The organism is Aliidiomarina minuta (genome assembly GCF_003987145.1).
Lineage (GTDB): Bacteria > Pseudomonadota > Gammaproteobacteria > Enterobacterales > Alteromonadaceae > Aliidiomarina > Aliidiomarina minuta.
The window spans coordinates 1-25,203 of sequence record NZ_PIPL01000001.1 but is presented as its reverse complement, the minus strand read 5'-3'; the positions used below and the strand labels follow the sequence as shown (position 1 = coordinate 25,203).

Annotated in this window: 24 protein-coding genes and 1 rRNA gene; 9 read left to right on the top strand and 16 right to left on the bottom strand. The window is 47.9% G+C overall.

Translation table 11 applies throughout. The annotated features are described in order from the left end of the window. Window positions 1-117 precede the first annotated feature (117 nt). The 3 genes from CWE09_RS00125 to lpxH all read left to right on the top strand — a co-directional run bounded on the left by CWE09_RS00125 (window position 118) and on the right by lpxH (window position 2,214). Complete coding sequence (locus CWE09_RS00125; RefSeq protein WP_126801887.1) at window positions 118-888, top strand: LOG family protein; 771 nt, start codon at window positions 118-120, stop codon at window positions 886-888. A gap of 91 nt (window positions 889-979) precedes the next feature. Beyond that, on the top strand, window positions 980-1,480 hold the full coding sequence (gene ppiB / locus CWE09_RS00120) for a peptidylprolyl isomerase B (protein WP_126801886.1): 501 nt from the start codon (window positions 980-982) through the stop codon (window positions 1,478-1,480). Continuing rightward, window positions 1,477-2,214, top strand: a complete 738-nt coding sequence (gene lpxH, locus CWE09_RS00115) for a UDP-2,3-diacylglucosamine diphosphatase (RefSeq protein WP_126801885.1) — start codon at window positions 1,477-1,479, stop codon at window positions 2,212-2,214. The genes ppiB and lpxH overlap by 4 nt, the downstream gene beginning before the upstream one ends. A 26-nt stretch (window positions 2,215-2,240) precedes the next feature. On the opposite strand, the gene miaE is transcribed toward lpxH, so the two are convergent. Beyond that, window positions 2,241-3,071 (bottom strand): tRNA isopentenyl-2-thiomethyl-A-37 hydroxylase MiaE, encoded by an 831-nt coding sequence (gene miaE, locus CWE09_RS00110; protein ID WP_198679556.1) that lies wholly within the window; start codon window positions 3,069-3,071, stop codon window positions 2,241-2,243. A gap of 186 nt (window positions 3,072-3,257) precedes the next feature. Between miaE and CWE09_RS00105 the strand changes: the two genes are divergently transcribed. Then, entirely contained in the window at window positions 3,258-3,860 is a 603-nt protein-coding gene (locus tag CWE09_RS00105) for a Yip1 family protein (protein WP_126801881.1), read from the top strand. Between the two features lie 155 nt (window positions 3,861-4,015). After that, window positions 4,016-5,344 carry a dicarboxylate/amino acid:cation symporter gene (locus CWE09_RS00100; RefSeq protein WP_126801880.1) on the top strand — a complete coding sequence of 443 codons (1,329 nt, stop codon included), beginning with the start codon at window positions 4,016-4,018 and terminating at the stop codon, window positions 5,342-5,344. A 43-nt stretch (window positions 5,345-5,387) separates the two neighbouring features. On the opposite strand, the gene sohB is transcribed toward CWE09_RS00100, so the two are convergent. Both sohB and CWE09_RS00090 read right to left on the bottom strand, forming a co-directional pair. Continuing rightward, window positions 5,388-6,395 carry a protease SohB gene (gene sohB, locus CWE09_RS00095; RefSeq protein WP_126801879.1) on the bottom strand — a complete coding sequence of 336 codons (1,008 nt, stop codon included), beginning with the start codon at window positions 6,393-6,395 and terminating at the stop codon, window positions 5,388-5,390. A gap of 104 nt (window positions 6,396-6,499) precedes the next feature. Continuing rightward, window positions 6,500-8,881 (bottom strand): VolA/Pla-1 family phospholipase, encoded by a 2,382-nt coding sequence (locus CWE09_RS00090; protein WP_126801878.1) that lies wholly within the window; start codon window positions 8,879-8,881, stop codon window positions 6,500-6,502. 204 nt (window positions 8,882-9,085) lie between these two features. Here CWE09_RS00090 and CWE09_RS00085 point away from each other — a divergent pair, with 204 nt between their 5' ends. Together CWE09_RS00085 and CWE09_RS00080 are read left to right on the top strand one after the other, a co-directional pair. Continuing rightward, window positions 9,086-9,838, top strand: coding sequence for a YciK family oxidoreductase (locus CWE09_RS00085; protein WP_126801877.1), 753 nt, complete (start codon window positions 9,086-9,088; stop codon window positions 9,836-9,838). Beyond that, a complete protein-coding gene (locus tag CWE09_RS00080; RefSeq protein WP_126801876.1) occupies window positions 9,822-10,613 on the top strand; it encodes a S1/P1 nuclease in 792 nt (263 codons plus the stop codon). Before CWE09_RS00085 ends, CWE09_RS00080 begins: the two co-directional genes overlap by 17 nt. Here CWE09_RS00080 and CWE09_RS00075 read toward each other — a convergent pair. Continuing rightward, window positions 10,588-11,502 (bottom strand): CpcT/CpeT family chromophore lyase, encoded by a 915-nt coding sequence (locus CWE09_RS00075; RefSeq protein WP_126801875.1) that lies wholly within the window; start codon window positions 11,500-11,502, stop codon window positions 10,588-10,590. The two genes, CWE09_RS00080 and CWE09_RS00075, sit on opposite strands and share 26 nt — an antisense overlap. A gap of 93 nt (window positions 11,503-11,595) precedes the next feature. Between CWE09_RS00075 and CWE09_RS00070 the strand changes: the two genes are divergently transcribed. Continuing rightward, a complete protein-coding gene (locus CWE09_RS00070; RefSeq protein WP_126801873.1) occupies window positions 11,596-12,621 on the top strand; it encodes a WD40/YVTN/BNR-like repeat-containing protein in 1,026 nt (341 codons plus the stop codon). A gap of 32 nt (window positions 12,622-12,653) precedes the next feature. Here the strand turns inward: CWE09_RS00070 and nqrM are convergent, their stop codons facing one another. The 11 genes from nqrM to CWE09_RS00015 form a co-directional block, all read right to left on the bottom strand. Beyond that, entirely contained in the window at window positions 12,654-12,884 is a 231-nt protein-coding gene (gene nqrM, locus CWE09_RS00065) for a (Na+)-NQR maturation NqrM (RefSeq protein ID WP_126801872.1), read from the bottom strand. Window positions 12,885-13,007: 123 nt separating this feature from the next. Further along, window positions 13,008-14,234: an NADH:ubiquinone reductase (Na(+)-transporting) subunit F gene (nqrF, locus tag CWE09_RS00060; RefSeq protein ID WP_126801871.1), complete on the bottom strand. Its 1,227-nt coding sequence runs from the start codon at window positions 14,232-14,234 to the stop codon at window positions 13,008-13,010. 40 nt (window positions 14,235-14,274) lie between these two features. Then, window positions 14,275-14,883, bottom strand: a complete 609-nt coding sequence (gene nqrE, locus CWE09_RS00055; RefSeq protein ID WP_126801869.1) for an NADH:ubiquinone reductase (Na(+)-transporting) subunit E — start codon at window positions 14,881-14,883, stop codon at window positions 14,275-14,277. A 6-nt stretch (window positions 14,884-14,889) separates the two neighbouring features. Continuing rightward, a complete protein-coding gene (locus CWE09_RS00050) occupies window positions 14,890-15,522 on the bottom strand; it encodes an NADH:ubiquinone reductase (Na(+)-transporting) subunit D (protein ID WP_126801868.1) in 633 nt (210 codons plus the stop codon). Beyond that, window positions 15,522-16,295 carry a Na(+)-translocating NADH-quinone reductase subunit C gene (locus tag CWE09_RS00045; protein ID WP_126801867.1) on the bottom strand — a complete coding sequence of 258 codons (774 nt, stop codon included), beginning with the start codon at window positions 16,293-16,295 and terminating at the stop codon, window positions 15,522-15,524. Before CWE09_RS00045 ends, CWE09_RS00050 begins: the two co-directional genes overlap by 1 nt. After that, window positions 16,288-17,490 carry an NADH:ubiquinone reductase (Na(+)-transporting) subunit B gene (locus tag CWE09_RS00040; protein ID WP_126801865.1) on the bottom strand — a complete coding sequence of 401 codons (1,203 nt, stop codon included), beginning with the start codon at window positions 17,488-17,490 and terminating at the stop codon, window positions 16,288-16,290. The genes CWE09_RS00045 and CWE09_RS00040 overlap by 8 nt, the downstream gene beginning before the upstream one ends. Before the next feature lie 2 nt (window positions 17,491-17,492). Then, window positions 17,493-18,833 carry a Na(+)-translocating NADH-quinone reductase subunit A gene (locus CWE09_RS00035; protein ID WP_126801864.1) on the bottom strand — a complete coding sequence of 447 codons (1,341 nt, stop codon included), beginning with the start codon at window positions 18,831-18,833 and terminating at the stop codon, window positions 17,493-17,495. A gap of 204 nt (window positions 18,834-19,037) precedes the next feature. After that, the gene (fabV, locus tag CWE09_RS00030; protein WP_126801863.1) at window positions 19,038-20,228 is read right to left on the bottom strand and encodes an enoyl-ACP reductase FabV; all 1,191 of its coding nucleotides are present in this window, start codon (window positions 20,226-20,228) and stop codon (window positions 19,038-19,040) included. Window positions 20,229-20,311: 83 nt separating this feature from the next. After that, window positions 20,312-20,617, bottom strand: a complete 306-nt coding sequence (locus CWE09_RS00025) for a BolA family protein (RefSeq protein ID WP_126801862.1) — start codon at window positions 20,615-20,617, stop codon at window positions 20,312-20,314. A 34-nt stretch (window positions 20,618-20,651) separates the two neighbouring features. Continuing rightward, on the bottom strand, window positions 20,652-21,242 hold the full coding sequence (locus CWE09_RS00020) for an alpha-ketoglutarate-dependent dioxygenase AlkB family protein (protein WP_126801861.1): 591 nt from the start codon (window positions 21,240-21,242) through the stop codon (window positions 20,652-20,654). Between the two features lie 67 nt (window positions 21,243-21,309). Further along, window positions 21,310-23,718 carry a TonB-dependent receptor plug domain-containing protein gene (locus tag CWE09_RS00015; RefSeq protein WP_126801860.1) on the bottom strand — a complete coding sequence of 803 codons (2,409 nt, stop codon included), beginning with the start codon at window positions 23,716-23,718 and terminating at the stop codon, window positions 21,310-21,312. 116 nt (window positions 23,719-23,834) lie between these two features. Between CWE09_RS00015 and CWE09_RS00010 the strand changes: the two genes are divergently transcribed. Further along, a complete protein-coding gene (locus CWE09_RS00010; RefSeq protein ID WP_126801859.1) occupies window positions 23,835-24,692 on the top strand; it encodes a DUF6268 family outer membrane beta-barrel protein in 858 nt (285 codons plus the stop codon). A 389-nt stretch (window positions 24,693-25,081) separates the two neighbouring features. On the opposite strand, the gene rrf is transcribed toward CWE09_RS00010, so the two are convergent. Continuing rightward, window positions 25,082-25,197: ribosomal RNA gene (rrf, locus tag CWE09_RS00005) — 5S ribosomal RNA — on the bottom strand. Window positions 25,198-25,203 lie beyond the last annotated feature (6 nt).

Here is a 25,203-nt window from a genome sequence, read left to right as displayed (position 1 = left end):
CTGAACAGACTCCCTGAAAATCGTAAAATTAGATGTAACTCACCCATGCACTATGCCAACATCAGCACAGAAAAACGCTGCAAAGCATAGCATTTTCAAGCCATCCGAGGAATACGAATGACACAGAAAGAAAGCACACTGGCAACAGATTTTATAAAATTAAGTGAATCTGCATCCGCTGAAGATATCGAGCGGGCGCATCATCTGGCCCATGAATGGCTGGTGGTAGAAAATTCATTGGACCAGGCCGACATTCGCCATACTATCCCCATCTTTGGTAGCGCCCGCATTCCCAGCCCCGAGGAAACCATAGACACTGACCTGCGGGCTCAGCGTTGTACCGGGTTAACACCTTATTATGAAGAGGCACGTCAACTTGCTGCGCGGCTTGGACAACTGATTGAGCAACGTCAGTTGCACCATACTAAACTGGTTACCGGCGGTGGTCCTGGCATTATGGAAGCAGCCAACCGGGGGGCTCACGATGTCGGTCATGAGAGCATTGGCCTGAATATAGTGATTCCAAAGGAACAACGGGTAAACCCTTTCATAGCCGCCAAACACAGCTTTGAATTTCAGTATTTTGCCATGCGCAAAATGCACTTTCTGAAACGAGCTAAAGCTATTGTAGTGTTCCCGGGCGGCTTCGGTACGCTGGATGAACTATTTGAGACCCTAACGCTAATTCAAACCCGCAAAATGCCAGCCGTGCCCATTTTGCTGTATGGCAAGAAATTCTGGAATACGCTTATCAACCTCGACTACCTGGCAGAGCAAGGAATGATAGACCCTGCTGACCATCAATTATATCACGTGGTCGACAGCATTGAAGAATGCTGCGCCGTAGTTGAGCCTATTATTGAAACGCTGGCACTTACTCACGAATAAGCTTAAAGGGTTTTGCCGGGCTGCCCTTTCCGCTACACTTGGCAGTCTGAGTGTATTACTTATTTTTACTCCTAACAGCGAGAACTGACTGATGCAGGTTAGCTTACAGACAAACCACGGCAATATTACAATTCGTTTATTCGACGACAAAGCTCCGGAAACGGTTAAAAACTTCCTGAACTACGTAGAACAAGGGTTTTACGACAACACCATCTTTCACCGTGTCATCGATGGTTTTATGGTTCAGGGCGGTGGTTTTGAGCCAGGAATGCAGCAAAAAGAAACGGCTGATCCTATTCAGAACGAAGCCAATAATGGCCTCAGCAACAAACGCGGCACGCTCGCTATGGCCCGCACGAATGAGCCTCACTCGGCCTCTTCGCAGTTTTTTATTAACATCAAAGACAATGATTTTCTCGATTTCCAGAGCGAGAGCATGCAAGGCTGGGGTTATTGTGTTTTTGCTGAAGTTGTAGAAGGCATGGACGTTGTAGAAGAAATTAAAAATGTGAAAACCGGCAGTTCAGGTATGCATCAGGACGTACCGGTAGAAGATGTGGTTCTAGAAAAGGCCAGTATCGACGAAGCATGATTACCCACTTTATTTCTGATCTGCATTTAAGCGAGAAGCGGCTCGATATTGCTGAGCTGTTTATTCGTTTTTTGCGTGACGAAGCAACAGAAAGTGACGCTCTCTATATACTGGGCGACCTCTTTGATGCCTGGATAGGCGATGATGACCAGACCGACTTCCATCAATATATTATCCAGGCATTAGCTGAACTGACTCGTTCGGGTACACCCGTTTATTTTATTCATGGTAACCGCGACTTTCTTATTGGCCGGCGTTTTGCCCGCGAAACCGGTATCAAAATTTTAGCTGAAGAAGCAGTCGTCGACCTTTATGGTCAGCCTACTCTCCTTATGCATGGTGACACGCTGTGCACTTTAGACACCAGCTATCAAAGGTTTCGCCGTATTATACGTAACCCAATATTGCTCGCCATCGTCACCCGTTTGCCACTGAGCCTGCGCCGATTTATTTCCGCTAAACTGCGCGCTAACAGTAACAGTCAGCGCCAGCTCACTGCCGCACAGTTAAAACGTATGGACGCTACTGAAGACGCGGTGATTGATGCTATGAGCCGACATCAGGTGGAACGACTCATTCATGGCCACACCCATATGCCTGACGTACATCACCATGAGCTACCTGATGGTACTCTGGGCGAACGCATCGTACTCGGTGACTGGTATGAGCATGGCAGTATCTTAGAAGTCACCGCAGAAACCTATTTATTACGCAGCGATAGCATTGATGACTAAATAAGAGACGACTAAATAAGAGACGACTAAATAAGATCTGTAGCAGAACCTTCAATTGCTATCTCCTGGCTATGATTTAAAGGCTTCCCGCTATGAAAGCGAAATTGATCATCATCAGCCGTTATCAGCTCAGCCTCAACTTCGCCTAACACCTGAATTCGATCCTGCACAGAAGTCAGTGGTGTACCGGCCTGCTCCGCGAGCAAGTCCGCTAAAGCAAGGTAGTCCTGATAATGGCGGGCTTCCGAACGCAATAAAGACGTATAAAAACGCTCCAGCTCAGTATCCAGTAACGGGGCCAGTTTAGCAAAACGTTCGCAGGAACGAGCTTCAATGTAGGCGCCTAGTATCAGCTTATCAATAAAAGCCGCGGGTTCATGTGTACGCATATGACGACGCAACCCTGCTGCGTAACGCGCCGCTGACAAAGGTACAATCTCGATATCCCGTGCCTCCATAATTTCCCACACCTGCTGAAAATGATGTAATTCTTCTTTAATCAGCAACACCATTTTACTCAGTAATTCATTAACCACAGGATCATGATTACGATCTTTAAGGCCCAGTTTAGAAGGTACCGCCGCCTGACTGAAATCGCCGCTACCACGCCCCCGGTAAAGAAAGTCTTCATAAGGCTCAAGCCAGCTCAGCACATGCCCCGCCAACTGGCTTTCCGGCGCATACCGGCGAATAAGAAAAGTAGCACTCTGCGCCGCTTTTAACTCACAGTGCAGATGATCCAGTAACAGCATCGATGTGTTCTCAGGTTTCGCCGCCTCATCTAACCAGGCCTGGGGCGTTGAGCAATGCAGAAAACCCTGCACTGGCTCCAGTAATTCAACCATCTTTTTTTCCATGTGGAGCCTCATATGTTAACCACTTTATAACAAAATGATTTTGAACCCTACTTATTCAGAACCTTTAGTTCTTGACTCTTTTGGCAAGCGAGTCAATATACAGACATAGAGTTAACTTATTCTCTTATTACTATTTATAATAATCAGAAGATCAGGCAGACAAGCACTGATGCTTAAGGAGTCGTTATGATACTAAATCACATCTGGGGTCTCTACGCCCATCCGGTAGATGAATGGAAAACTATTGATAAACGACATGAAAGCCTGCGCTTTTCGCTGTCACATATTTTAATAGTGGCGTTAATCCCCTGCGCTTTTGCTTATTATGCAGCCGCTCACGCCGGCTTTAGTATTGGAGCCCGCGAGTCTATTTACTTAACTGAGCAAAGTGCGCTTATTATGGCCGCGGCTATGTATACCGGGCTCATTGCAGGCGTACTCGCACTGGCTTTTATTATTCAGGCTATGGCAAAGATATTTGGTGCTACCGCAAATTATACCCAGGCGTTAGAACTGGCGGCCTACACGGCTACACCTGTATTCATGGCAGGTATTGGTGCTATCTATCCTGAGCTATGGTTTGTATCTATGGTGTTCTTAGCCGGTGTCGCCTACTCAGTATTTTTGCTCTATACCGGTGTGCCCATTTTAATGCATATCCCCGAAGAGCAAGGCTTTATATATTCAAGCTCGGTGGTAACCGCAGGCCTGGTCCTGATGGTTATACTGATGGTACTTTCTGCCGCGGCCTGGACGAACGGTCTCGGTCCCACCTTTATCAGCCAGTAAAATCACTAATAATAAATGAATAAAAAGGGGCCTGAGTGCCCCTTTTTTGCGTTCTACTGCATGGCTGACAGGCTTTGTAAGCTTTGGCATCAGCAAGAAGTCTGCTAGTCTATGCTCCTTATTTCTTCGCATAAAAATGATAATCAGGACCTCTTATGGCAGCGAAAAAACTTAGCCTGACCAGCCGCATCGTGATCGGCATGCTTGCAGGCATTCTAGTTGGTGTTTTACTTCAGTTAACCATTGCCGATACCCCTTTTGTACAGGTTTACCTTACCGAAGGCCTGTTTAAAATGGCGGGTGAGATTTTCATTACCAGCTTAATGATGCTGGTAGTACCTCTGGTTTTTGTGTCTCTGGTGCTCGGCACTAGCGCACTGAGCGACCCGAAAAAACTAGGTCGATTAGGCGGCAAGGCGATTGGGCTTTATCTCTTTACCACTGCTGTAGCCATTACTATCGCGATATCAGCCGCCTTATTGATAAAGCCTGGCGATGGTATGAGCCTGACCAGCGATGCTTCTTTCGATGCTCAGGAAGCCCCTTCTTTTGTTGATGTCATTATCGACATGGTGCCGAGTAATCCTATCAACGCCATGGCTGAAGGCAATATGCTGCAAATCATTGTTTTTGCTTTGCTCTTTGGCATAGCTATGACACTGGTCGGCAAGCCTGGCGAACGGCTGAAAAATGTTTTTGAAGACTTCAACACAGTCATCATGAAACTGGTCATGTTGTTAATGCATGTGGCGCCTTACGGGGTGTTTGCCCTGATGGCCCGCCTGTTTGCCGATCTTGGCTTTGCTACCATTGGTAGTCTGCTACAGTATTTCCTGCTGGTTTTTGTGGTGCTTATTTTCCATGGACTGGTTGTTTATCCTCTGCTGCTAAAAGGCTTTACCGGACTTAATCCACTTATATTCCTACGCAAACTTCGTAATGCGCAGTTATTTGGTTTTTCTACCGCCAGCAGCAATGCCACCATCCCTATTACCTTAGAAACCGCCAATCGAAAGTTAGGCGTACATAACAGCGTATCTTCCTTTACCGTGCCTTTAGGCGCGACCATTAATATGGATGGCACTGCAATTATGCAGGGCGTAGCCACCGTCTTTATTGCTCAGGTTTATGGGATTGATTTAACAGTAGTAGATTACCTGGTGGTTATAGCCACCGCGACTCTGGCTTCGGTGGGAACCGCTGGCGTACCTGGAGTGGGTCTTATCATGCTGGCTATGGTGCTACAGCAGGTAGGATTACCAGTAGAGGGCATTGCCTTGATTATTGGCGTCGACCGTCTGCTCGACATGACACGCACCGCGGTTAATATTACCGGCGACTGCATGGTCACGACGATCATTGGCAAAAGCGAAGGTCAGCTGGACGAAGCTACCTTTAATGACCCGAACGCAGATGTGGACCGTGAAGAGTCAGCCACCGTAAGCGTTGAAAGTACAACCCGTTCTCCGACACCACGAGAATAGCAACTCAAGGCTCGCCAGCGCTTCTGGCGAGCCTTAACTCTACTTACCGGTACCAGTATGAAGAACGTTGAAACCAACGCATCAGCGTGCTTTCAATAGCTGTGCTGGCACTATGTGAAAACCGCTCCGTCAGATTTTTCTTCGGTTTATAGGTTACCTTAATGACGTCAGACTTTTCAGATGCGGCTAACATCAGATCATCGCTGGTCATAATTTCATCTACCAACTTCTGCTCTAATGCCTGAGTACCAAACCAGATCTCACCCGTAGCAACTTTATCCATATCTAATTGCGGACGATGTTCGCCAACAAAGTTCTTAAACAGCACATGTACATCGTCAATGTCCTGCTGAAACTTCTTACGCCCGTCTTCAGTGTTTTCACCAAATAAAGTAAGGGTTCGCTTATACTCACCTGCAGTGATCTGTTCGTAGTCGATATCATTCTTTTTCAGCAACTTATTAAAGTTTGGTAGCTGTGCCAGAACGCCAATAGAACCCAGTATGGCAAAAGGTGCCGCCACCACTTTATCCGCCACACAAGCCATCATATAACCACCGCTGGCCGCTACCTTGTCGACCGCTACCGTAAGTTTGATGCCTTTATCGCGAATGCGTTGTAATTGGGATGCGGCCAGCCCGTAACCATGTACGACACCACCACCGCTCTCCACACGCACCAGGACTTCATCGTCTTTGTCCGCGATGCCCAACACTGCAGTCACTTCACGGCGCAATGATTCAACTTCATGAGCGTCCATTGAGCCTTTAAAATCAATTACGAACAACTTCTTCTCAGCTTCCGCTTCATGGCTGGCGTCTTTCTTAGCCGCTTTTTCCGCTTTTTTGCGCGCTTTTTTTGACATCAGGCTGTGTCGAATCTGCTGTGTCGTTTTACGCAATTGCTTCGACAGGTTATCCACCGATAACTCGCCTTTATTCTCTTTCTGCCGCATCGCCGCGGCCCCTACAATAGTGACTATCATGAAAACCGCAGCGACAATAACCAGCGCTTTACCCAAGAATATTCCTAGTTCAACCAAAAACTCCACTTGTTTTATACCTCACGTTATTTACTAGTCCATGCAAAGCGGAAAAATATGCTTTGCTCATAAAAAAAGCCAGCAAATGCTGGCTTTTTGCGAATTCGGAAACCTTAATCTCCGGCACGCTCAGCGTCAACATTCAAAATTGTTCCCTGACTTTCCAGCCAGGTTCCGATCATCAGCTGAATGCTTAACGTAGTCATTTCTGCATCACCTTCAGCCTGCTGCAATAGAGAAGCATGCGACGCACCATTAAAGCGCACAAAACCAGATACGGGTTCTTCACCCATAGTAGGCTCAGTCACAGTCTGCAGACCTAACACCCCCGCTAACGGTTCAGTGCCTGCCAACGGCAAACTCGCCTGATTTGGAATGACAGTATCGCCGTTAGCCTGTATTAACAATACGGGCGTTTCAGTCGCCTGCACTTGACCACCATAGTTAATAGGGTCACCCGAGTCGACCACAGTTTGCGCTGCAAACATAAACTCTTGAATTACAGCATCCAGATCTGCGCCAGTAACACCTGAAGCTTCTGCTAGCTGCTCACGAATAATGGGGCCAAATTGCTCACTTTCAATAAGGAAAGGCGCAATACCACCACCCGCCATACCAAACACGGCCTGGTTAACCCCGAATACATCAGATAAAGGGAAACCTTCAGGCATTTGCGGGAACGGTGTATTAGCAATACCTACCATATTAACGCCCGCAATACCGCCCAGCGAATGGCCGATAAACTTCACATTAGCCGGATTAATATTAGCACCATCATAGGTTGAATCTATACGCCCTAAAGCAAAACGCAGCGACAACAGATCTGCCGTGCTCTGGCGCAGATTATCCCGGGCTGTCAGCAGGTTACCCAGGTTTAAATAAACCGTTGGGTCACCTTCAGCTGGATCGCCAGCACTATCAGTATAACTGGCAGAAGCATTCATAGCCCCAAAACCACGCTCACCATGCAACGGATGGTCGATAGCTATCACCGCATGTCCGGACAACGACAATGCACCAGCAATAGCCAGGAATTGTTCTTTATTACCTGTAATACCATGCTGGAAAATCACCACAGGCCAGCCGTCTGCGGGTTGCTGTAAAGAGGGTAAATCAATACCCTCCATAACCGAGCTTAACAGCTGACGTACGTCATTCACGCGACCTTCATCTGGTACTGACATCCATAACGGTGTTGTCAAGCTATCACGAACTAATGGCAATGGATTATGTTTGGTTAAATGACGACCATCATCTAGTACCGAACATGCTTCATCTTCAGGAAGTTCTGCATAAGCTAACTGACCCGAGAAAACAGCAGGGTTTCTATTGTCGTCGAAGTCCGCAACTAACTCTTGAGGCATATTACAAGCCACAAGTTCGCCGCCCGAAATATCGCCAGATTGCAGAGCTAAAGCAACAGTAACAGGGCTCACAAACTCCGCTTCCCAGCGCTGACTAAGCGGCGCCATTGGATTTTCTTCTGAAGGAATACCGCTGAAGTAAGGTAAATCAACACTTCCTGCATAGAGATCGGCCGTATCAGATACTGCATATTCAGCAAAGAAAGGTTCTCCGGCATCAGGCTGTGAGGAAGGGAAACCATCAACATTAGCAGTCAACGCGTTAGCAACCGTATTACCCGTAAATAGCGCCTCAATCCCTGAAGTAATAGTTTCAGCACCCGCCCCCATACGCTGCAAATCAGCCGCCAGATAACTTTGCACAACTTGCAGCACATCCGCCGTTGACTGGGTAGTAAACACTGCAGAATAAACCACGTTGGCAGGGCTCACACCGTTGCTATCCAGTACACTATGATTCTGCTGAATAATGCCCTGAATCTGTGCTCCGTCACCCGTCAACTCAGCATCACTGCTAGCAGCAAAATAAGTTTGCGAAGGGCGTAAAGAACGACCAAGACCATCTTCCGCCATATCCGTTACCGCCACCATGTAACTGGTTTTTGCTTCCAGCGGGCGCAATGGCACTACAGAAATACCAGAAGCCTGCGCCTGTACCACGAAGTCCTCGCCATATGTCAGCTCTTCCTGAACCGCACAAGCGACCACTGGCTGAGCATTTGCGCAGCCTTCAACCTGGAGTTCTCCACCGGCATACACTTTAAACAAACGTACCGACCCGGCTCTCTCTATCGAAGCCGCATCTAAAGTAAGGGCGGCGTGAGTGTCACGCGCACCGGGTAAATCTACGCCTAAAACAATTGGGAAAGACGTTGACCAGCCATCCAGAGCGCTTAGTGCAACCGTAGGTTCTGCTTCGTCACCTGACGCAATATCCAGCGTACCGTCGTTAGTCCCCAGATACAGCAGGTTATTTGGAACTGAAACTGCGCCCGCACCAGGGTCGAAGGTGACGCGCGCGTAAGGCGTACTTGCTTCTTCTTGTGTTACCGGGGCTGACGAGCCGTCAGCTAAACAACCGGTAAGACCAAGTGCCGCGGTTACCGCGGCGGAAATCATTATTTTTTTCATGAGGTTTCCCCAATCCTTGTTGTTCTATTTCATAAGCACCGCATGGGGTACTTATTCTGGGCATACTCTAAACGAGTGTTTACAAAATTTATACACCTCTATCGTCGAAGATTAAAGGTTTTTCGATCAAATTTTGCTTAACTACTGAGTTCAAATTTAATTACAGGTACACTATGGCATAAGTGTTCTCAGAAAGCAGTTGTTATGGAATATTACCAAACTTTTCAGGCTCAGCCTGACGCATTAAAAAACAAAGTCATTCTGGTAACCGGTGCTGGTGACGGCATTGGCAGAGAAGCCGCTTTAAGCTACGCCGCCCATGGTGCTACGGTGATTCTACTCGGTCGTACGCCCGCTAAATTAGAAGCGGTTTACGACGAAATAGAACAGGCCGGCGGCGCCCAGCCAGCTATTATCCCACTGGATATGAAAGGGGCTACCGAAGCCAATTATCGCGACATGGCCGCTACTATCATGGACCAGTTTGGTCGCCTTGATGGGCTGCTGCATAACGCCAGCATGCTGGGCATATTGTCACCCTTCCAGCATATCGACTTAGCCACCTGGGAAGACATTATGAAAATAAATGTCACTGCCCAGTTTATGATGACCAAAGCACTCTTGCCGGCTCTGCTTGCAGCTGAAAAAAGCTCAGTTATATTCACTTCGTCCGGTGTTGGCCGCAAAGGCCGTGCACACTGGGGGCCTTATGCCGTGTCTAAGTTTGCTACTGAAGGCATGGCGCAGGTGCTTGCGGATGAATACGAAAACAGCAACATGCGGGTCAATGTGATTAATCCAGGAGCGACCCGCACGTCGATGCGCTCAAGAGCTTACCCTGGTGAAGATGCAATGAAGCTGAAAACGCCGGCTGAGATTATGCCTGTGTATCTGTACCTGATGTCAGATGAGAGCAGCCACCTGACTGGGGAGTCACTAGATGCACAAAACCGTTAAGGGCATTACGCTCGCTTTATGTGCCCTGCCGCTGCAGGTTCAGGCCTGGGGCTTTGCTGGCCACGAGTATATTGGCGAAACCGCATATTATTATCTTACCGAAGAGGCTCGCGAGTGGGTAGATCAGCACCTTGAACGTCTCGACGAAGAGTCTTTAGCCACCGCTACCACCTGGGCAGACCGGGTGCGGGGTACTGACGAAGGGCAATGGCTCGGCCCTTTGCATTTTGCCAATATACCGCCCGAAGAAAACCAGATAGACATGCAGCGAGACTGCCCTAACCGCCGCTGCGTGGTGGGTGCTGCTAAAGATGCTGTAGACATTATGTTTGACCCGGATGCAGATGCCATGGAACAGGCTGACGCTCTGCGTAAGTTTACGCACTGGATTACAGACCTGCATCAACCGCTGCATTTAGGTTTTGCTCGTGACCGCGGGGGCAATGACACTCAGGTTATATTTGACGGCGAAGAGAGTAACCTGCACCGGGTTTGGGATACTCAGATTCTGAACCAGATGAATATGCCCTCACCTGAGCAGTTGAGCCACGAAAACCCTTTGTCTGAAACACAAAAAGACTGGGGGCAGGCGCTTATCAACTGGGCCAACGAAGCCAATCATCTGGCTCGTCGCTATGCCTATGAGGACATAAACGACGGCGATCCTATTTCAGCTGAGTATGTCCAGCGTGCAGCCCCAGTCATTGAACAGCAATTATTAAACTCTGCTCAACGTATGGCTCGTATTATCAACGACGCTGCAGCACAACCTTAAGGTTATCCAGTGATAACTCAATTTCCTGCTGGTCAGCTGGTACTGACTTTTCAGCTACCGGCTGGACCTGGTTTCCCTGATACACACGCAAGGTACGTATAGCGGGGTCACTGGCTGTTCGCAGCAACTCAAGCTGATAACTCAACTCAAGTCCTGAACTCTCAGCCTGCAATCCAATTCTGCTTCCCTGATCATGTATGGCTCCAGTCAAAACTACCGGTTGCCAGTCATCCTCGGCAGCTCCGGAAGCCCGGTAACTAATGTCAGCAGCAAAAAAAGCCATGCGATTCGAGTTTACAGCGACACCAAATTCATCGCCCAATACCAGGGTGTCATCTTCCAGATACGCCCTGTCCAGCACCGAAACCTGATGTTCAGTGAGTTCAAGATAGCTTTCCAGCTTCACCTGCTGTCCGGTAGCTGCCGCAAAAAAGTAACAGCTCTGTTTATTCCGGGTGCCTACATACTTGTCCTCATCCCAATACCAACGGACTTCACAGCCGTGTAATTCGTGCAAGTCCTGCAACTTTAGCTGGTCTGTGTCAGCGTCATCTGCAATATGATAGAGTGTTTGCTCTATGTAGTCGCCGCGACGCGGCAGACTTAAACTATAAACCTGACGGCGCACAACTTCTTCGGGCTGAAACAGAAAACTTTGCTGGTTTAACAACGTCAGCTCATCCAGCTCTTCAATCTCAATTTTTTGCGTCCGCTGCATGATCGGAGTTGCCGCAAGACCTGGATGGCTAATGGACTGCTGATAGTTGCTGAAGTCACCGGAGAGCCAGGTTGCTATCTCTTGTTTGTGTTGTTCCCGACTCATGTCGGCATGACTAACAAGACTGAACAGCATAGAAGCCGCGGAAAGAACATAAACAGTACTGCGCATAGAAGACCTTCTTGAATTGTTTGCCTGTTTAGGATGCAACACTATATCATAAGCTTATAAACGACACTGAATTTGGGCAATAATGAGTAATTTATGTATAAAGCTAAAAGTTTGAACAAGATCAGTCTCCTCGTTGGTGGTTTGCTACTGGCTTCAGCCACACAGGCTTCAGTTACACATCTGACTCCACCTTCCCTGGAACAGGGCAACTGGCAAAGTATAAATGCATTTGATGACCAGGTTATCTGGCTGGGCAGTAGCCACGGCGATGTGGCGCGCTCAACCGACGCTGGCGAGACCTGGGAATTAAGCCGGCCAGTAGGTCAGGTAAGCCAGCATCCCATATATCAGATAAAAGCGATAGATGACCGCCAGGCGTTTGTAATGAGTTCAGGCCGTGGTGACGCATCCCGCCTGTTTCGTACCCGCAATGGCGGTTACAGCTGGAGTCAGTTACATCGAGGCAATGGTGATGAGCACCTACGCTGCTTTGCGCTTATCAATGACGGCGAAGGCTGGATTCTGGGCGACACTTTGAATGATGAGTGGCACATTGTCCGAAGCTCTAACGGACGTACCTGGCTGCGTTCACGTAGCGGTTTCTCAGAGCCAGCACTGCCTGGTGAAGGCGCTTTTAATGAGAGCGGCAGCTGCGTTCGTTTTGCCAACGACACCTGGATCATGGGCACCGCGCACGCCAGTACAGCACGAGTGATGATCAAATCACGCTCCGCTTTACGTTTTAATGTCATAGATACCCCCTTGAGCTCAGGTTCCAATGCTGGTGTAACCAGCGTCTGGCCGTTAAATCATCGTAGTTTTCTGGTCGCTGGCGGAAATTTTGGCCGCGCAGACGCCGAACCTGAACTCTTTTTATATGAAAATAATGAGTTTACAGAACTGCCTCAGGCGCCGCTCAGTGGCGCTCTGACTAACCTCATTAAATATCAGGACAATATACTAGTCGCTAATGAGTCTGGGATCGCATGGACTGCAGACCGGGGCGAAAACTGGCAGCAGATATATGACCAACCGGTGCAAAGCCTCTCCTGCACCTTTGCTGATGGTTGCTTCGCACTATATGAAGAGCAGCTGATACAACTTCAAATCAACAATTAAGACTCACAAAAAAAGGCGCGAAAGCGCCTTTTTTAATGGATTTGATTCTGTTGCCACTCTTTTAATTTTTCCTGTCGCGCCTGCTTAGCGGCATGCGCTTTTTTTTCGTCACAGGGATTATCACAGTCACAGGCCTTCTCAATACCCATAGCACCCAGGCCGCCGCAACTGCCGGAAATACTCTTTTTCTGCACCAGGAAACCAATAGCCATCGCCGCAAAAACGATAAGCATCAGCACAAAGCCTAACAAGAAGGTTTCCATTACACACCTCTACATCTTAAATGACTTGATTCTACTTAGGCATTATAACTGCTTTGTAGTTCTGAAAACAGCATAAAAAAAGCCAGCACTCGGCTGGCTTTTCAGGCGATAACTTAGTAGCTACTAGCCACCAAAGTCATCCAGCATGATATTTTCGTCTTCCACGCCTAAATCTTTCAGCATGTTAATAACGGCCGCATTCATCACCGGAGGTCCACACATGTAGAACTCGCAGTCTTCCGGCGCTGGGTGGTCTTTCAGGTAGTTTTCATAAAGTACATTATGAATAAACCCGGTATCCCCTTCCCAGTTGTCTTCCGGCATAGGATCAGAAAGCGCCACATGCCATTCGAAATTGTCGTTTTCTTCTGCCAGCATGTCGAAATCTTCGGTATAGAACATTTCACGCAGTGAGCGAGCACCATACCAGAAGCTGATCTTACGCTTAGAGTTCAAGCGACGCAGTTGGTCAAAGATATGTGAACGCATCGGCGCCATACCTGCACCACCACCAATAAAGACCATTTCCGCTTCAGTTTCTTTAGCGAAGAACTCACCAAATGGACCTGAAATCGTGGCTTTATCGCCTGGTTTAAGGCTCCAGATATAAGACGACATTTTACCTGCAGGCAGGCTTAAATCATTCGGCGGTGGCGTAGCAATACGCACGTTCAGAATAATAATGCCTTCTTCTTCAGGGTAACTGGCCATTGAGTAGGCACGAATCACTTCTTCGTCGACTTTAGATTCAATGTCGAAGAAACCAAAACGTTTCCAGTCCGGGTGATACTCTTCATCAATATCAAAGTCTTTGTACTTAACGTGATGCGGTGGAGCTTCTATCTGGATATAACCACCGGCACGGAAAGGCACTGATTCGCCATCCGGAATTTCCAGAATAGTTTCTTTAATGAAAGTCGCCACGTTGTCATTTGAACGTACAATACAATCCCATTTTTTGATGCCGAAGACTTCTTCCGGCAGCTCAATTTTCATGTTCTGCTTAACATTCACCTGACAGGACAGACGAGCGCCTTCACGGGCTTCACCACGGGTAATATGGTCACGTTCAGTCGGCAGGATATCACCACCGCCTTCTTTAATATTAACCGTACACTGACCGCATGAACCACCGCCACCACAGGCTGATGATACGAAGATACCGGCATTCGCCAGAGCACCCAATAGTTTAGTACCTGGCTGCGTTATAATCTTCTTGTCTGGGTCATCATTAATGATAATTTCTACGTCACCAGAAGGTACCAGTTTTGATTTGGCAAACAAAATCACCGTCACCAAAACCAATACAATAATGGTAAACATGCCTACGCCAAGATATATTTCTTGCATCGACTTGTTCCTTTTAAATCTGTTTCATTACAACCAAGGGCTACAAAGATACGCCAGAGAACGACATAAAGCCCAAACCGATCAAGCCAGTACTGATAAATGTGATACCCAGACCGCGCAAGCCATCAGGAACATCCGCATATTTCAGCTTCTCACGTACAGCTGCCAGCAAGGTGATAGCCAATGCCCAGCCGAAACCACTACCGATACCAAACACTATACTTTCTGTAAAGTTGTAATCGGCCTGGACCATAAACATAACACCACCAAAAATAGCGCAGTTTACGGTAATCAATGGCAGGAATATGCCCAGAGCGTTATACAAAGCAGGCAAGAACTTATCCAGTGCCATTTCCAGTATCTGAACCAGTGCTGCAATAACACCGATAAAGGTCAGGAAGCGCAAAAAGCTAAGGTCAGCATCCGGGAATCCGGCCCAGCCAAGAGCACCTGGTGACAATACAAAAGTATTAATCAGATTACTGATTGGAACCGCCAGTCCCAAGACCACGATAACGGCCACACCTAAGCCCATGGCAGTGGTTACTTTCTTGGACACTGCCAGGAAAGTACACATACCAAGGAAGAAGGACAACGCGAGGTTTTCAACGAAAACCACTCGAACAAATAAACTTAAATAATGTTCCATGATTCGTTACTCCTTCGCTTCTACTTGCTCGGTACGGAACGTACGCAGAACCCAGATAAAACCACCAATAATAAAGAATGCACTTGGTGGTAACACCAACAATCCTACTGGCGTATACCAGCCACCTTCAGTAATCAAAGGCAGTATCTGGAAACCGAACAGGCTGCCAGAACCGAACAGCTCGCGGAAAAAACCAACCGTCAGAAGTACAACTGAGTAGCCCAAAGCGTTGCCGATACCATCCAGGAACGACTTCAGTGGTGGTTCTTTCATAGCGAATGCTTCAGCACGGCCCATGACAATACAGTTGGTAATGATCAGGGCGACAAACACCGTCAACTCTTGCGCAATTTCATACGCAAAGGCTTTTAGTAGCTGGTCGACTACGATTACCAGACTGGCAATGATCGTCATCTGCACAATAATACGTACGCTGGAAGGGATATGGTTACGAATAATCGAAATAGACAAGTTAGACAAGCCCATTACGAAGGTTACCGCAATACACATAACCAGAGTATTTTCTAGCTTAGCGGTGACTGCCAAAGCAGAACACACACCAAGAATCTGTAAAGCAATGGGGTTGTTGGCGAAGATAGGGCCAAACAACACCTGCTTCATTTCTTTAGCACTTGCCATTATTCAATCTCCCCTTCACGCAGTTTGGTCAAAAACGGACCGTATGCTTTGTCGCTCAACCAGAACTGGAAGGTTCTGTCTACACCATTACTAGTGATAGTCGCGCCTGATAACGCATCCACTTCGTTCTGGTCAGGGTTTGCACCTTTAGTCACACGGATTTCAATAGTGCCATCATCGTCGACTGCCTGCTTACCAATGAAGTTATTGATCCAGCGAGGGTTCTGGATTTCGCCACCCAGACCTGCGGTTTCGTTATGCTCGTAGAAGTTCAGACCGGCAATAGTTTTGCCATCGCTTTCCAGAGCCAGCAGAGCATACATCATGCCCCACAGGCCCGCTCCACGAACCGGAAGCACGTAAGACTTAACCGTCTCACCGTCTTCCTCGTAAGCGATATAAAACATAGTGCGCTGTTCAAGATCCCGAATACCGGCGATGTCTTCGTCACGCCCTAAACGACGTTTCACTTCGCCCTGGTCCTGAACATCAGCAGCCTCAGCCAGCGCTTCTTCACCCGCTTCTACCAGTTCCTGAGTTTCCAGATTTAAACGGTATTCGCGAACACGCTCAGCATAAATGCTTTCTGCCGTATTCCCAGTGAACTCAATGCCAGCTGCCGTCAAAACACTGCGCTGCATAGCTAACGCCGCGTTCGCTTCCTGCCGCTCTTTTAAGCCAACCGCGGCGCCCGAAACGATGATTGAACACACTAAACAAAGTGCAATCACCACAATAAAAGTTCTGCCTATAGTTTCTTTGCTTTTAGCCATGACGTAACTTCCTCCGCTTCACATTCGCCTGCACCACAAAATGGTCAAACAGTGGCGCAAATACATTGGCAAACAGAATGGCCAGCATGATGCCTTCTGGGAAAGCTGGGTTAATGACGCGAATCATTACCGTCATGAAGCCAATAAGAATACCGTAACCCCATTTACCTCTGTTGGTAAAGGACGCTGAGACTGGATCGGTGGCCATAAACATCATACCGAACGCAAGCCCCCCTACTACCAGGTGCCAGTACCACGGCATAGCGAACATTGGGTTGGTCTCGCTACCAATAAAGTTCAGCAGACCGGAGAATAGAATCATACCTACCAAGACACCAGCAACAATACGCCATGACGCAATGCGGAAGTAGATAAGCGCTAAACCACCAATCAGGATAGCCAGCGTTGAAACCTCACCAACAGAGCCAGGGATACGACCAATGAAATGGTCCATCCAGGCAGCCATGTCTGAGTAATCAACATTATCGTTAAAGGCCTGAGTCAGCGTCGTAGCACCGGAGTAACCATCAACTGCCGTCCAAATCTGGTCACCAGTAATAGCTGCCGGAAACGAGAAGTACAGGAATGCACGACCCGTCAATGCAGGGTTCAGGAAGTTACGGCCAGTACCACCGAAAATTTCCTTACCTACTACAATACCGAAGGTAATACCCAGAGCGACCTGCCACAAAGGAATAGTGGCTGGCAGAATCAGTGCAAATAATACCGAGCTAACGAAGAAGCCTTCGTTCACTTCATGTTTACGGATAGAGGCGAAAAGCACTTCCCAGAAACCACCAACGGCGAAAGTCACCGCATAAATAGGCAGGAAGAAACAGGCGCCATACCACATGTAAGTACCCCAGCCAGAAGCGCTGGTAAACTCACCGCCAAACATCCGGAACAGGCCAACCTGCCAGATATCAGCCAACTGATAACCTTGTTCCAGGGCCAGAGAAGCCTGAAAACCTACGTTGTACATACCATAAAACATGGCTGGGAAGGTCATCATCCAGACAAAGATCATGATACGTTTAAGATCAACGCTGTCCCGTACGTGGGTAGTCGACTTAGTTACAATACCGGGTGTGTACAGAATAGTGGCCACAGCTTCATACAACGCGTACCACTTTTCATATTTGCCACCTGGCTCGAACTGAGGTTCAATTCGTTCTAAATAATTTTTGATGCTCATGCTTAGCCTTCTTTCTCAATGGTAGTGAGACACTCACGAAGTGCCGTGCCATACTCATATTTACCGGGGCAAACATAAGTGCACAGAGCCAGATCTTCTTCATCCATTTCTAAACAGCCCAGTTCCTGGGCTGTCTCGATATCACCCGAAACAATAGAACGTAACAATAGCGTTGGAACAACGTCCAGCGGCATTACACGCTCATAGTTTCCGATCGGCACCATAGCGCGCTCAGAACCATTGGTTGAAGCTGTCATGTTGAATAGCTTTTTCGGGAACAGGTGGCCTAAATAAGCACGCGTAATCGAATGCATCTCTTTACCTGGCCATATCCAACCCAAAGGCAATTTTTCATCGCCTTCACCCAGTACAGACACCTGGTTATGAAAACGACCTAAAAATGCATGCGGCCCATCAGCTTTGTGTCCATTCAGAACAGACCCAGATACCACGCGCTGATTGTCACCTTCGACTTCACCTTTAAGCAGTTGATCCAGATTGGCTCCCAAACGGGTACGCAATAAACGAGGATTCTTAGCACCAGGACCGCCAAGCGCAACCACTCTATCGGTGAATATTTCACCGGTAGTGAATAACTTACCGATAGCAATTACGTCCTGATAACCGACATGCCAGACCTGAAAGCCCATGTCAGCACCTTCCAGGAAGTGAATATGGGTACCCACGTTACCCGCTGGGTGTGGACCCTTAAAGGTTTCATGAGTAACAGGCGCATCACCAGCGTCAATCTCTGCATCTGGTGCAGTAGCCAGGTATAGCTTTCCTTCTGTCAGGCGACTAACCACTTTCAAACCGTCAATAAAAGCCTGCGAGTTCTCTTTAATGACTGCAGCAGGGTCACCTGCTAATGGATTAGTATCCATTGCATTAACAAAGATAGCTTTAGCTTCTGCATCAAGTTTAGGGGAGCGTGAATAAGGGCGGGTACGCAGGGCAACCCACATACCAGACTCCACCAGATTTTCCTGTACATTTTCACGGCTTAGCTGGGTCAGCTTAGCGGAATCGTACTTGGAAAAGGTCTCCTGCTCGTCACCATCGATATCGATAACAACGGATTGCAGAACACGTCTGGCACCACGATTAATAGCCGTTACTACACCGGAAGCTGGAGCCGTGAATTTTACACCTGGATTCTTTTTATCTTCAAAAAGAATCTGACCTTTTTTGACCCGGTCTTCGACCTGGACATGCATGGTCGGGCGCATTCCCACGTACTCTTCACCCAGTGTAGCTACTGACTTGACGGCAGGACCGTCTTCAATGATTTGCTGTGGAGCCCCCGCAATTGGGATATCCAGTCCTTTCTTTATCGTAATCATACGCGTTAGCACTACTCAATTTAGGGAAGATTGAAACTTAAATTTCAGCCTGACAGCCGAATTCCTCGATAAAAAAACATAGCTACACCCCCGTGTCAGAGCCTTCTTCTAAAGACCACACGGGGGGTTTTGTAAATTTGTCTTGCTCCTAAGGCCCGCATTTTAGCATTTTTTTACACAGGCTTGCTATGGCAACCAGGGAAATTATTTATTCTTACCCCAGCTCACTTGCGGATCAACATCGGCATCATAATCAACACCTTCAAAACCAAAACCGAACAGATTCAGAAAGTCCTGATGGTATCCCTTATAATCAGCTAACTGATGAAAATTATCCTGAGTCACCTGATGCCACAACGTTTCTATTTTGCCCTGTGTCTCGTCATTCGTCTCTTTGCCATCCACACGTAACCGCCGTGCTTCATCGAGATTAGGTTGTGAACTATATAAACCCTCAACAAATAAACGATAAGCCTGTTCGATACAGCCCTCGTGAGTCCCGTCTTTTTTCATCACACCGTACATTAACGAGATATATAAAGGCATTACCGGAATAGCAGAACTTGCCTGAGTAACCAGCGCTTTTAAACCCGAAACATAAGCTTCCAGGTTAATCTCCTGATATGACTGACGTAAGTCGTTAGCGGCCCGATCCAAATCTTCTTTAGCCAGACCTATAGTGGCGTGACCATAAATGGGCCAGGTTAACTGCTTGCCAATATAGGTGTAAGCCGTTGTTTTACAGCCGTCCGCAAGAACACCAGCCTCATGCAGAAATTTAATCCAGCGTTCCCAGTCTTCGCCGCCCATGACTTTAACAGTATCCGCAATTTCTTTCTCTGTAGCAGGTTCCAGAGTTATTTCGTGCACCTTATCTTTATCGGTATCGTAGGTTTTAGTGGTATATGCCTGACCTACAGGTTTTAGGGTGGAACTGAAAACCTCGCCACTTTCCGGGTCTTTTCGCTTAGGCGACGCCAGGCTATAAACGACCAAATCAACCTGCCCCATGTTGGCTTTTATCGCCGCAATAGTCTGCTCTTTGATCTCATCAGAAAACGCATCACCATTAATAGACTCAGCATATAAACCAGCTGCATGGGCTTGGTCGTGAAACGCCGCGGTATTATACCAGCCAGCTGTGCCCGTTCGTTTTTCGGTGGGTTCTTTTTCAAAACAGACGCCAAGCGTATCCGCTTTATTACCAAAGGCAGACACTATGCGTGTCGCCAGGCCGTAACCTGTAGAGCAGCCAATAACCAGGACACGTTTCGGGCCCTGCTTAAGTTCAGGTTGTGCTTTTACATACTGTATTTGTTGTTTTACGTTTTCGGCACATCCAACCGGATGGGAGTTGGTGCAGATAAAACCTCTGATCTTCGGCTTGATAACCATGGAATAACCTTATTTTCGTTAGTTTTCTGATAATAACCATTGTACCCCATGCATTGCGGGTAACACATCTGAGTAGCTAACAGCTACTTACTACCGCCCAGGCAGGCGGGGGAATCGGGCGCTTGCTGTTCCTCCTGCCATTCTTCAGGAGTGTAGGTATGCATCGCAAGCGCATGAACAGGGCCTGCCAGTTCGTCCGCTAATAATTTATTAATTTGCCGGTGGCGTGCCAGCAGACGCTGACCTGAAAAGTGAGTGCTAACAACAATAACTTTAAAGTGGGATTCAGTCGCCGAGCCACCATGCATGTGGCTCTCATTAACAACTTCAAGATAATCCGGCGTTAAATTCTGCCTTAGAAGTGATTCAATACGTTGTTCTACTGACATACGGCTGCTCCTTTATCTGAGTCGCTAGTATAAGTTAGTCACGCAGTCGGCGAAAGGTCAGGTTTATGCGGCTCTCACTAACTTTTTTGCGCACCGGCAGACTATGTTGCCAATAGTGCTGAGTGTCGCCAGACATAACCAGCAAACTACCGTGCTTTAATGTCAGACTGCATTTATGCTGCAGCTTACGGTGACGGAGCAAAAAATCACGTTCCGCTCCCAAGCTGACCGAAGCAATCACCGGTTGCTCTCCCAATTCGGGTTCATTATCACTATGCCAACCCATTTTATCATTGCCATCGCGATAGAGATTGGCAAGTACCGCGTTGGTTGCGATATCCATTTTTTGCAGTTCAAAACGCAGGTTATCCAGTGCGGGTGTCCAGGGCATTGCGTTAAGAGTTTTTCCTGAATAACGATATTGAACGTCAGGATCGCCATGCCAGGCCTGCAGGCGAGGAGTTTTATGCCAGCGGCCAAAGACCTTAACATCACCCTGATGCCAGTCCAGTTCATCACGCAGCCTCTGCTCTAAATCAGAAGCCCGGCTTGCATTCAGCCAGTTCGGCAAATAGTAAACGCTCGCCTGAGGCAAGTTCAATAAGTATAAATCGGAAATCTGCATCCCTGAATGATCCGCCAAACCCATAAAAAAAGCCAGTTCAGTATGAACTGGCTTTGCTGACTATTTTTTAGAACCGATAACTCAATTCCGTATAATAATAGCCCCCGTTAAATCCAAAAGGCGCATTTGTATTGGGGTAACGGAAAATACCATTAAACTGATTTTCAGGAAGCTGTTCATCCGGATACTGATCAAACAAATTCTGAGCCCCGGCTCTTATCGACCACTGTTCGGTAATTTGGTAACGGGCAGATAAATCAACCACCCATTTGCCGCTAAAGTTAGTACGTACTCCCTGATTATTTTCCAGTTCATAATCACCAAAATAGCTGAATGCCAGGTTGGTCTGTAAACGATCATAAGTGTGGGCAAGCGAGAGGGTTCCGGTGTGACGTGGCACCGAACGGGTCATTCGGGTTCGCTCTACATTATCAAACAGCCTCTCTTCAAGGCCATCCAGAATCTGAGGCAGGTTCACCGCATCAATCTGGGTTTCATTATAACCATAAGCCGCCTGTGCACGAAGGCTGCCGTACTCGCCTAAATTAAAATCCTGGGTTGCCACAATATCCAGGCCACGGGTCGTCGTGTCCACCGCGTTAATAAAGAAACGGGCATTATCAGCACCGGCTTCGGCCAGCGCCTGCTCAACGGCTGCTGAGTCAGAAGGTACCAGTGAACTGGAAAGGATAATGCGGTCATCAATTTCAATCTGAAACGCATCAATGGATAACGAGAAGCCGTTATATCCACTCCATACCAGTCCCAGGCTGTAACTTTGCGACTCCTCCGGCTGCAGATTCCCCACTTCCAGAGCCTGGGCTACATCGCTCAGGTTATTAAAAGTACCCGACTGTTCAGGTACCAGCTCTCCGTCGCGATTAACAAACAAAGTGGAAATATTAGTAAAATACAGTTGCTGCACACTGGGCGCACGGAAACCGGTATTGGTAGTCGCCCGGACTGCCAGCTGATCGGTCAGGTCATAACGGCCAGATAATTTCCAGCTCCAGTTGTCACCAAAGTCAGAATAGTCTTCATAACGCAATGCTGCGCCCCACTGAAACTTATCCGTTAACGCATTCTCCAGTTCCACATAAAGACCCAGGTTATCGCGCGATTCATCCACTTCAGAATCAGGACTAAAGCCGGTAAAGCCCTGGCTGCCTGCCGGGCGATCCTGATATTCGCCCTCCCCCCTAATATAAGATTGCTCATCACCGGCACGAATGGTGTAAGAGTTTTCACGGAAGTTAGCACCCAGAGCAACGGACAGATCCGAGTAATTATAAAAAGGGATAAATCTGGAAATTTCTGCATTCAGATTCAATTCATCAGTTTCCAGCGTGCCGGCATTAAACTCGTTGGGCGACGTTGGACCCAGCGAGGCATTCAGGGAATTTTCAAGGCGGTATACAAACTCACTTTGGCCATAACCCAGGCTGACATCGGCTAACCACTCTCCCAGGTTACGCCGATACCCAGTCACAAAAGAGACGTCCGAAGTTTCCGGACTCAATAAAGGCAAAAAGCCATCAGGGTATACCTCGAGCAAATTACGGTTGTCCAGAGCTCTTCGGTAAAAAGCACCGGATTGTGTTGTGCGTTCGCTGATACCACCAAAAGCATAAATATCGCCTTCATCCAGAACATAATCAGCGTTAAAGAATAAGGCGATATTCTCAAAGTCAGCATCGCCGACATGATGGCTTAAACGATCAAAGGTCTCTTCGCGGGGATCTTCAGACCCATCCTCCAGCAAAGGATACTGTTGCCGAGGATCCAACCCAGCCCTGTTCGTTCTGTTCTTATTGTGATATTCAGCAGATAAAGTTAAGGCACCACGGCCGCCCAGATTAAAGCCGGTACTACCGTGCAATTTAACCTGCTCTCCATCACCTTCATACGTCTGACCAAGGTTCAGGTTAATATCACCACCGGAAGCGTTATTCTTTAAAACAATATTAATCACACCCGCGATAGCATCCGAACCATACTGGGCGGCCGCGCCGTCACGCAATACTTCAATACGCTGGATAGCAGAAATAGGAATCGCATTTAAATCAGCGTTGGAACTGCCCCGCCCGGTCGTTCCGTTAAGATGCACTAAAGCGCTACTATGACGACGCTTACCATTAATAAGCACTAAGGTGTGATCTGGAGAGAGCCCCCGTAACGAAGCGGGTCTTACCGCATCCGAACCATCCGTAATCGAAGAACTGGGAAAATTAAAGCTCGGTACTGCATACTGCAGTGCCCGTGCGGTTTCAGTAAAACCACTGGCTACCAGATCTTCAGCGCTGATAATATCAACAGGAGCACTGCCATCAGTAGCAGTGCGCTGGCTCAGGCGAGAACCTATCACCGTAATACGCTCTGCCGGCTCTGCAGTGGCTGATTCCGACTGCGCTATACCATTTGAACTTGCTGAACCCAGCGCTACAACAATAGCAACGGATAAAGATTTTACTTTCATACTGACCTCTTTAGACATCTATACGTTTATACAGCTAATATAGCTTACAAAAACACAGGGGCTTAATATCTTTTTTTAGTAAGATATAACTATTATTTCCTTATTAACTGAACCCTATGCGTATTTCTGCCACTTTTATCAGCAGCCTCTTTTTGCTAGCCATCGCTTCAGCTCATTCATCAGATGAGGAGCTCAGTACTGACTTTCACATGCGCTACCTCAGTACGGAATCATCCAGATTAAGTGGGCAGGAAAATTCCTTTAGTCTGAACGAATACCAGATAGAGATTGAACGGCATGCTTTTCTCTTTGAAGTCGACCATAGAGATTACAATTGGCGACAGCGAGAGGTTATTTCTGGAGATCCAGACTGGGGCTCATTAACCCGGATTGCTCCTGGTCTTCAATATTTTGGTGAAGTTACTGACAACTGGTCAGTCTGGGCAAAACTCTATGCTATCGCCGGTTTTGAAAACTCGATCACTAAAGATTCGCTAACGTACAACCCGCAGTTAATCGCCCTCACACCATACAATGACGACATAATGCTCTTTGCAGGTGTCGGCGCCTTTTATCACCCCGTTGATCCTGTGTATTATCCAATACTAGGACTTAACTGGGATGCTGGTAACGAAAGTCGATGGTCTGGAGCCTTGGGGTTCCCTGAAACTATGATTCGCTATCAGTTAAATGACGACTGGTCGTTAAAAGCAGAATTTGAAGTTGAGATTCGTTTCTACCAATTGTCGAATTCAAATCAATTTTCCCCCGGTGGCTATGTCAAAACTGACGACCTGCTCCCAGGCTTGCAGCTTGAATTCGCCCCGACTTCCTCTTTTAGCAGTTACCTTGGCTTGCAGTACTCATTTGAACGTACGTTAAGTGTCTATAACAGCCAACGTGACTTACAAGAGAGAAATCAGGTCACCAGCGGCTGGGGCATACGCTTCGGCCTGGAATGGGTAATCAATTAAACCAACACCACTTGCCGTGCGATGTCTGACGCCCGATACATACTGGTAGGGCAGGCTCAGCCTGCGGTGCGATGTCGTTGCGCCCGCGATGCGGTATTCATTTGCGGTCTGGATACGTTGCACCGTAGGGCAGGTTCCACCTGCCGTGCGATGTCGTTGTGTCCGCGATGGGGTATTCATTTGCGATCTGGATACGTTCCACCTGCCGTTGCGGTGGTTGGGGTATCGGCAATGCTGTGGTTGTCGGGTATCAGATACGTCGCGGGGTTTCGCGGTGGTATCCAACCTGGACGGCAGGCACGGCCTGCCCTACCGAGGTGTTGGGGGACACGGCGGGCTTTAAAACGAAAAAACCCCAGCCGGATGGCTGGGGTTTTCTTCGTTTGGATGCCTGGCGGTGTCCTACTCTCACATGGGGAAGCCCCACACTACCATCGGCGCTGACATGTTTCACTGCTGAGTTCGGAATGGATTCAGGTGGTTCCACGTCGCTATGGCCGCCAGACAAATT

What these genes read in the sequence shown, in the direction of transcription:
- CWE09_RS00125 (WP_126801887.1), top strand. Translation starts at nt 118, where the DNA reads ATGACACAGAAAGAAAGCACACTGGCAACAGATTTTATAAAATTAAGT.
- ppiB (WP_126801886.1), top strand. Translation starts at nt 980, where the DNA reads ATGCAGGTTAGCTTACAGACAAACCACGGCAATATTACAATTCGTTTA.
- lpxH (WP_126801885.1), top strand. Translation starts at nt 1,477, where the DNA reads ATGATTACCCACTTTATTTCTGATCTGCATTTAAGCGAGAAGCGGCTC.
- miaE (WP_198679556.1), bottom strand. Translation starts at nt 3,071, where the DNA reads ATGGAAAAAAAGATGGTTGAATTACTGGAGCCAGTGCAGGGTTTTCTG.
- CWE09_RS00105 (WP_126801881.1), top strand. Translation starts at nt 3,258, where the DNA reads ATGATACTAAATCACATCTGGGGTCTCTACGCCCATCCGGTAGATGAA.
- CWE09_RS00100 (WP_126801880.1), top strand. Translation starts at nt 4,016, where the DNA reads ATGGCAGCGAAAAAACTTAGCCTGACCAGCCGCATCGTGATCGGCATG.
- CWE09_RS00090 (WP_126801878.1), bottom strand. Translation starts at nt 8,881, where the DNA reads ATGAAAAAAATAATGATTTCCGCCGCGGTAACCGCGGCACTTGGTCTT.
- CWE09_RS00085 (WP_126801877.1), top strand. Translation starts at nt 9,086, where the DNA reads ATGGAATATTACCAAACTTTTCAGGCTCAGCCTGACGCATTAAAAAAC.
- CWE09_RS00080 (WP_126801876.1), top strand. Translation starts at nt 9,822, where the DNA reads ATGCACAAAACCGTTAAGGGCATTACGCTCGCTTTATGTGCCCTGCCG.
- CWE09_RS00075 (WP_126801875.1), bottom strand. Translation starts at nt 11,502, where the DNA reads ATGCGCAGTACTGTTTATGTTCTTTCCGCGGCTTCTATGCTGTTCAGT.
- CWE09_RS00070 (WP_126801873.1), top strand. Translation starts at nt 11,596, where the DNA reads ATGTATAAAGCTAAAAGTTTGAACAAGATCAGTCTCCTCGTTGGTGGT.
- nqrM (WP_126801872.1), bottom strand. Translation starts at nt 12,884, where the DNA reads ATGGAAACCTTCTTGTTAGGCTTTGTGCTGATGCTTATCGTTTTTGCG.
- nqrF (WP_126801871.1), bottom strand. Translation starts at nt 14,234, where the DNA reads ATGCAAGAAATATATCTTGGCGTAGGCATGTTTACCATTATTGTATTG.
- nqrE (WP_126801869.1), bottom strand. Translation starts at nt 14,883, where the DNA reads ATGGAACATTATTTAAGTTTATTTGTTCGAGTGGTTTTCGTTGAAAAC.
- CWE09_RS00050 (WP_126801868.1), bottom strand. Translation starts at nt 15,522, where the DNA reads ATGGCAAGTGCTAAAGAAATGAAGCAGGTGTTGTTTGGCCCTATCTTC.
- CWE09_RS00045 (WP_126801867.1), bottom strand. Translation starts at nt 16,295, where the DNA reads ATGGCTAAAAGCAAAGAAACTATAGGCAGAACTTTTATTGTGGTGATT.
- CWE09_RS00040 (WP_126801865.1), bottom strand. Translation starts at nt 17,490, where the DNA reads ATGAGCATCAAAAATTATTTAGAACGAATTGAACCTCAGTTCGAGCCA.
- CWE09_RS00035 (WP_126801864.1), bottom strand. Translation starts at nt 18,833, where the DNA reads ATGATTACGATAAAGAAAGGACTGGATATCCCAATTGCGGGGGCTCCA.
- fabV (WP_126801863.1), bottom strand. Translation starts at nt 20,228, where the DNA reads ATGGTTATCAAGCCGAAGATCAGAGGTTTTATCTGCACCAACTCCCAT.
- CWE09_RS00025 (WP_126801862.1), bottom strand. Translation starts at nt 20,617, where the DNA reads ATGTCAGTAGAACAACGTATTGAATCACTTCTAAGGCAGAATTTAACG.
- CWE09_RS00020 (WP_126801861.1), bottom strand. Translation starts at nt 21,242, where the DNA reads ATGCAGATTTCCGATTTATACTTATTGAACTTGCCTCAGGCGAGCGTT.
- CWE09_RS00015 (WP_126801860.1), bottom strand. Translation starts at nt 23,718, where the DNA reads ATGAAAGTAAAATCTTTATCCGTTGCTATTGTTGTAGCGCTGGGTTCA.
- CWE09_RS00010 (WP_126801859.1), top strand. Translation starts at nt 23,835, where the DNA reads ATGCGTATTTCTGCCACTTTTATCAGCAGCCTCTTTTTGCTAGCCATC.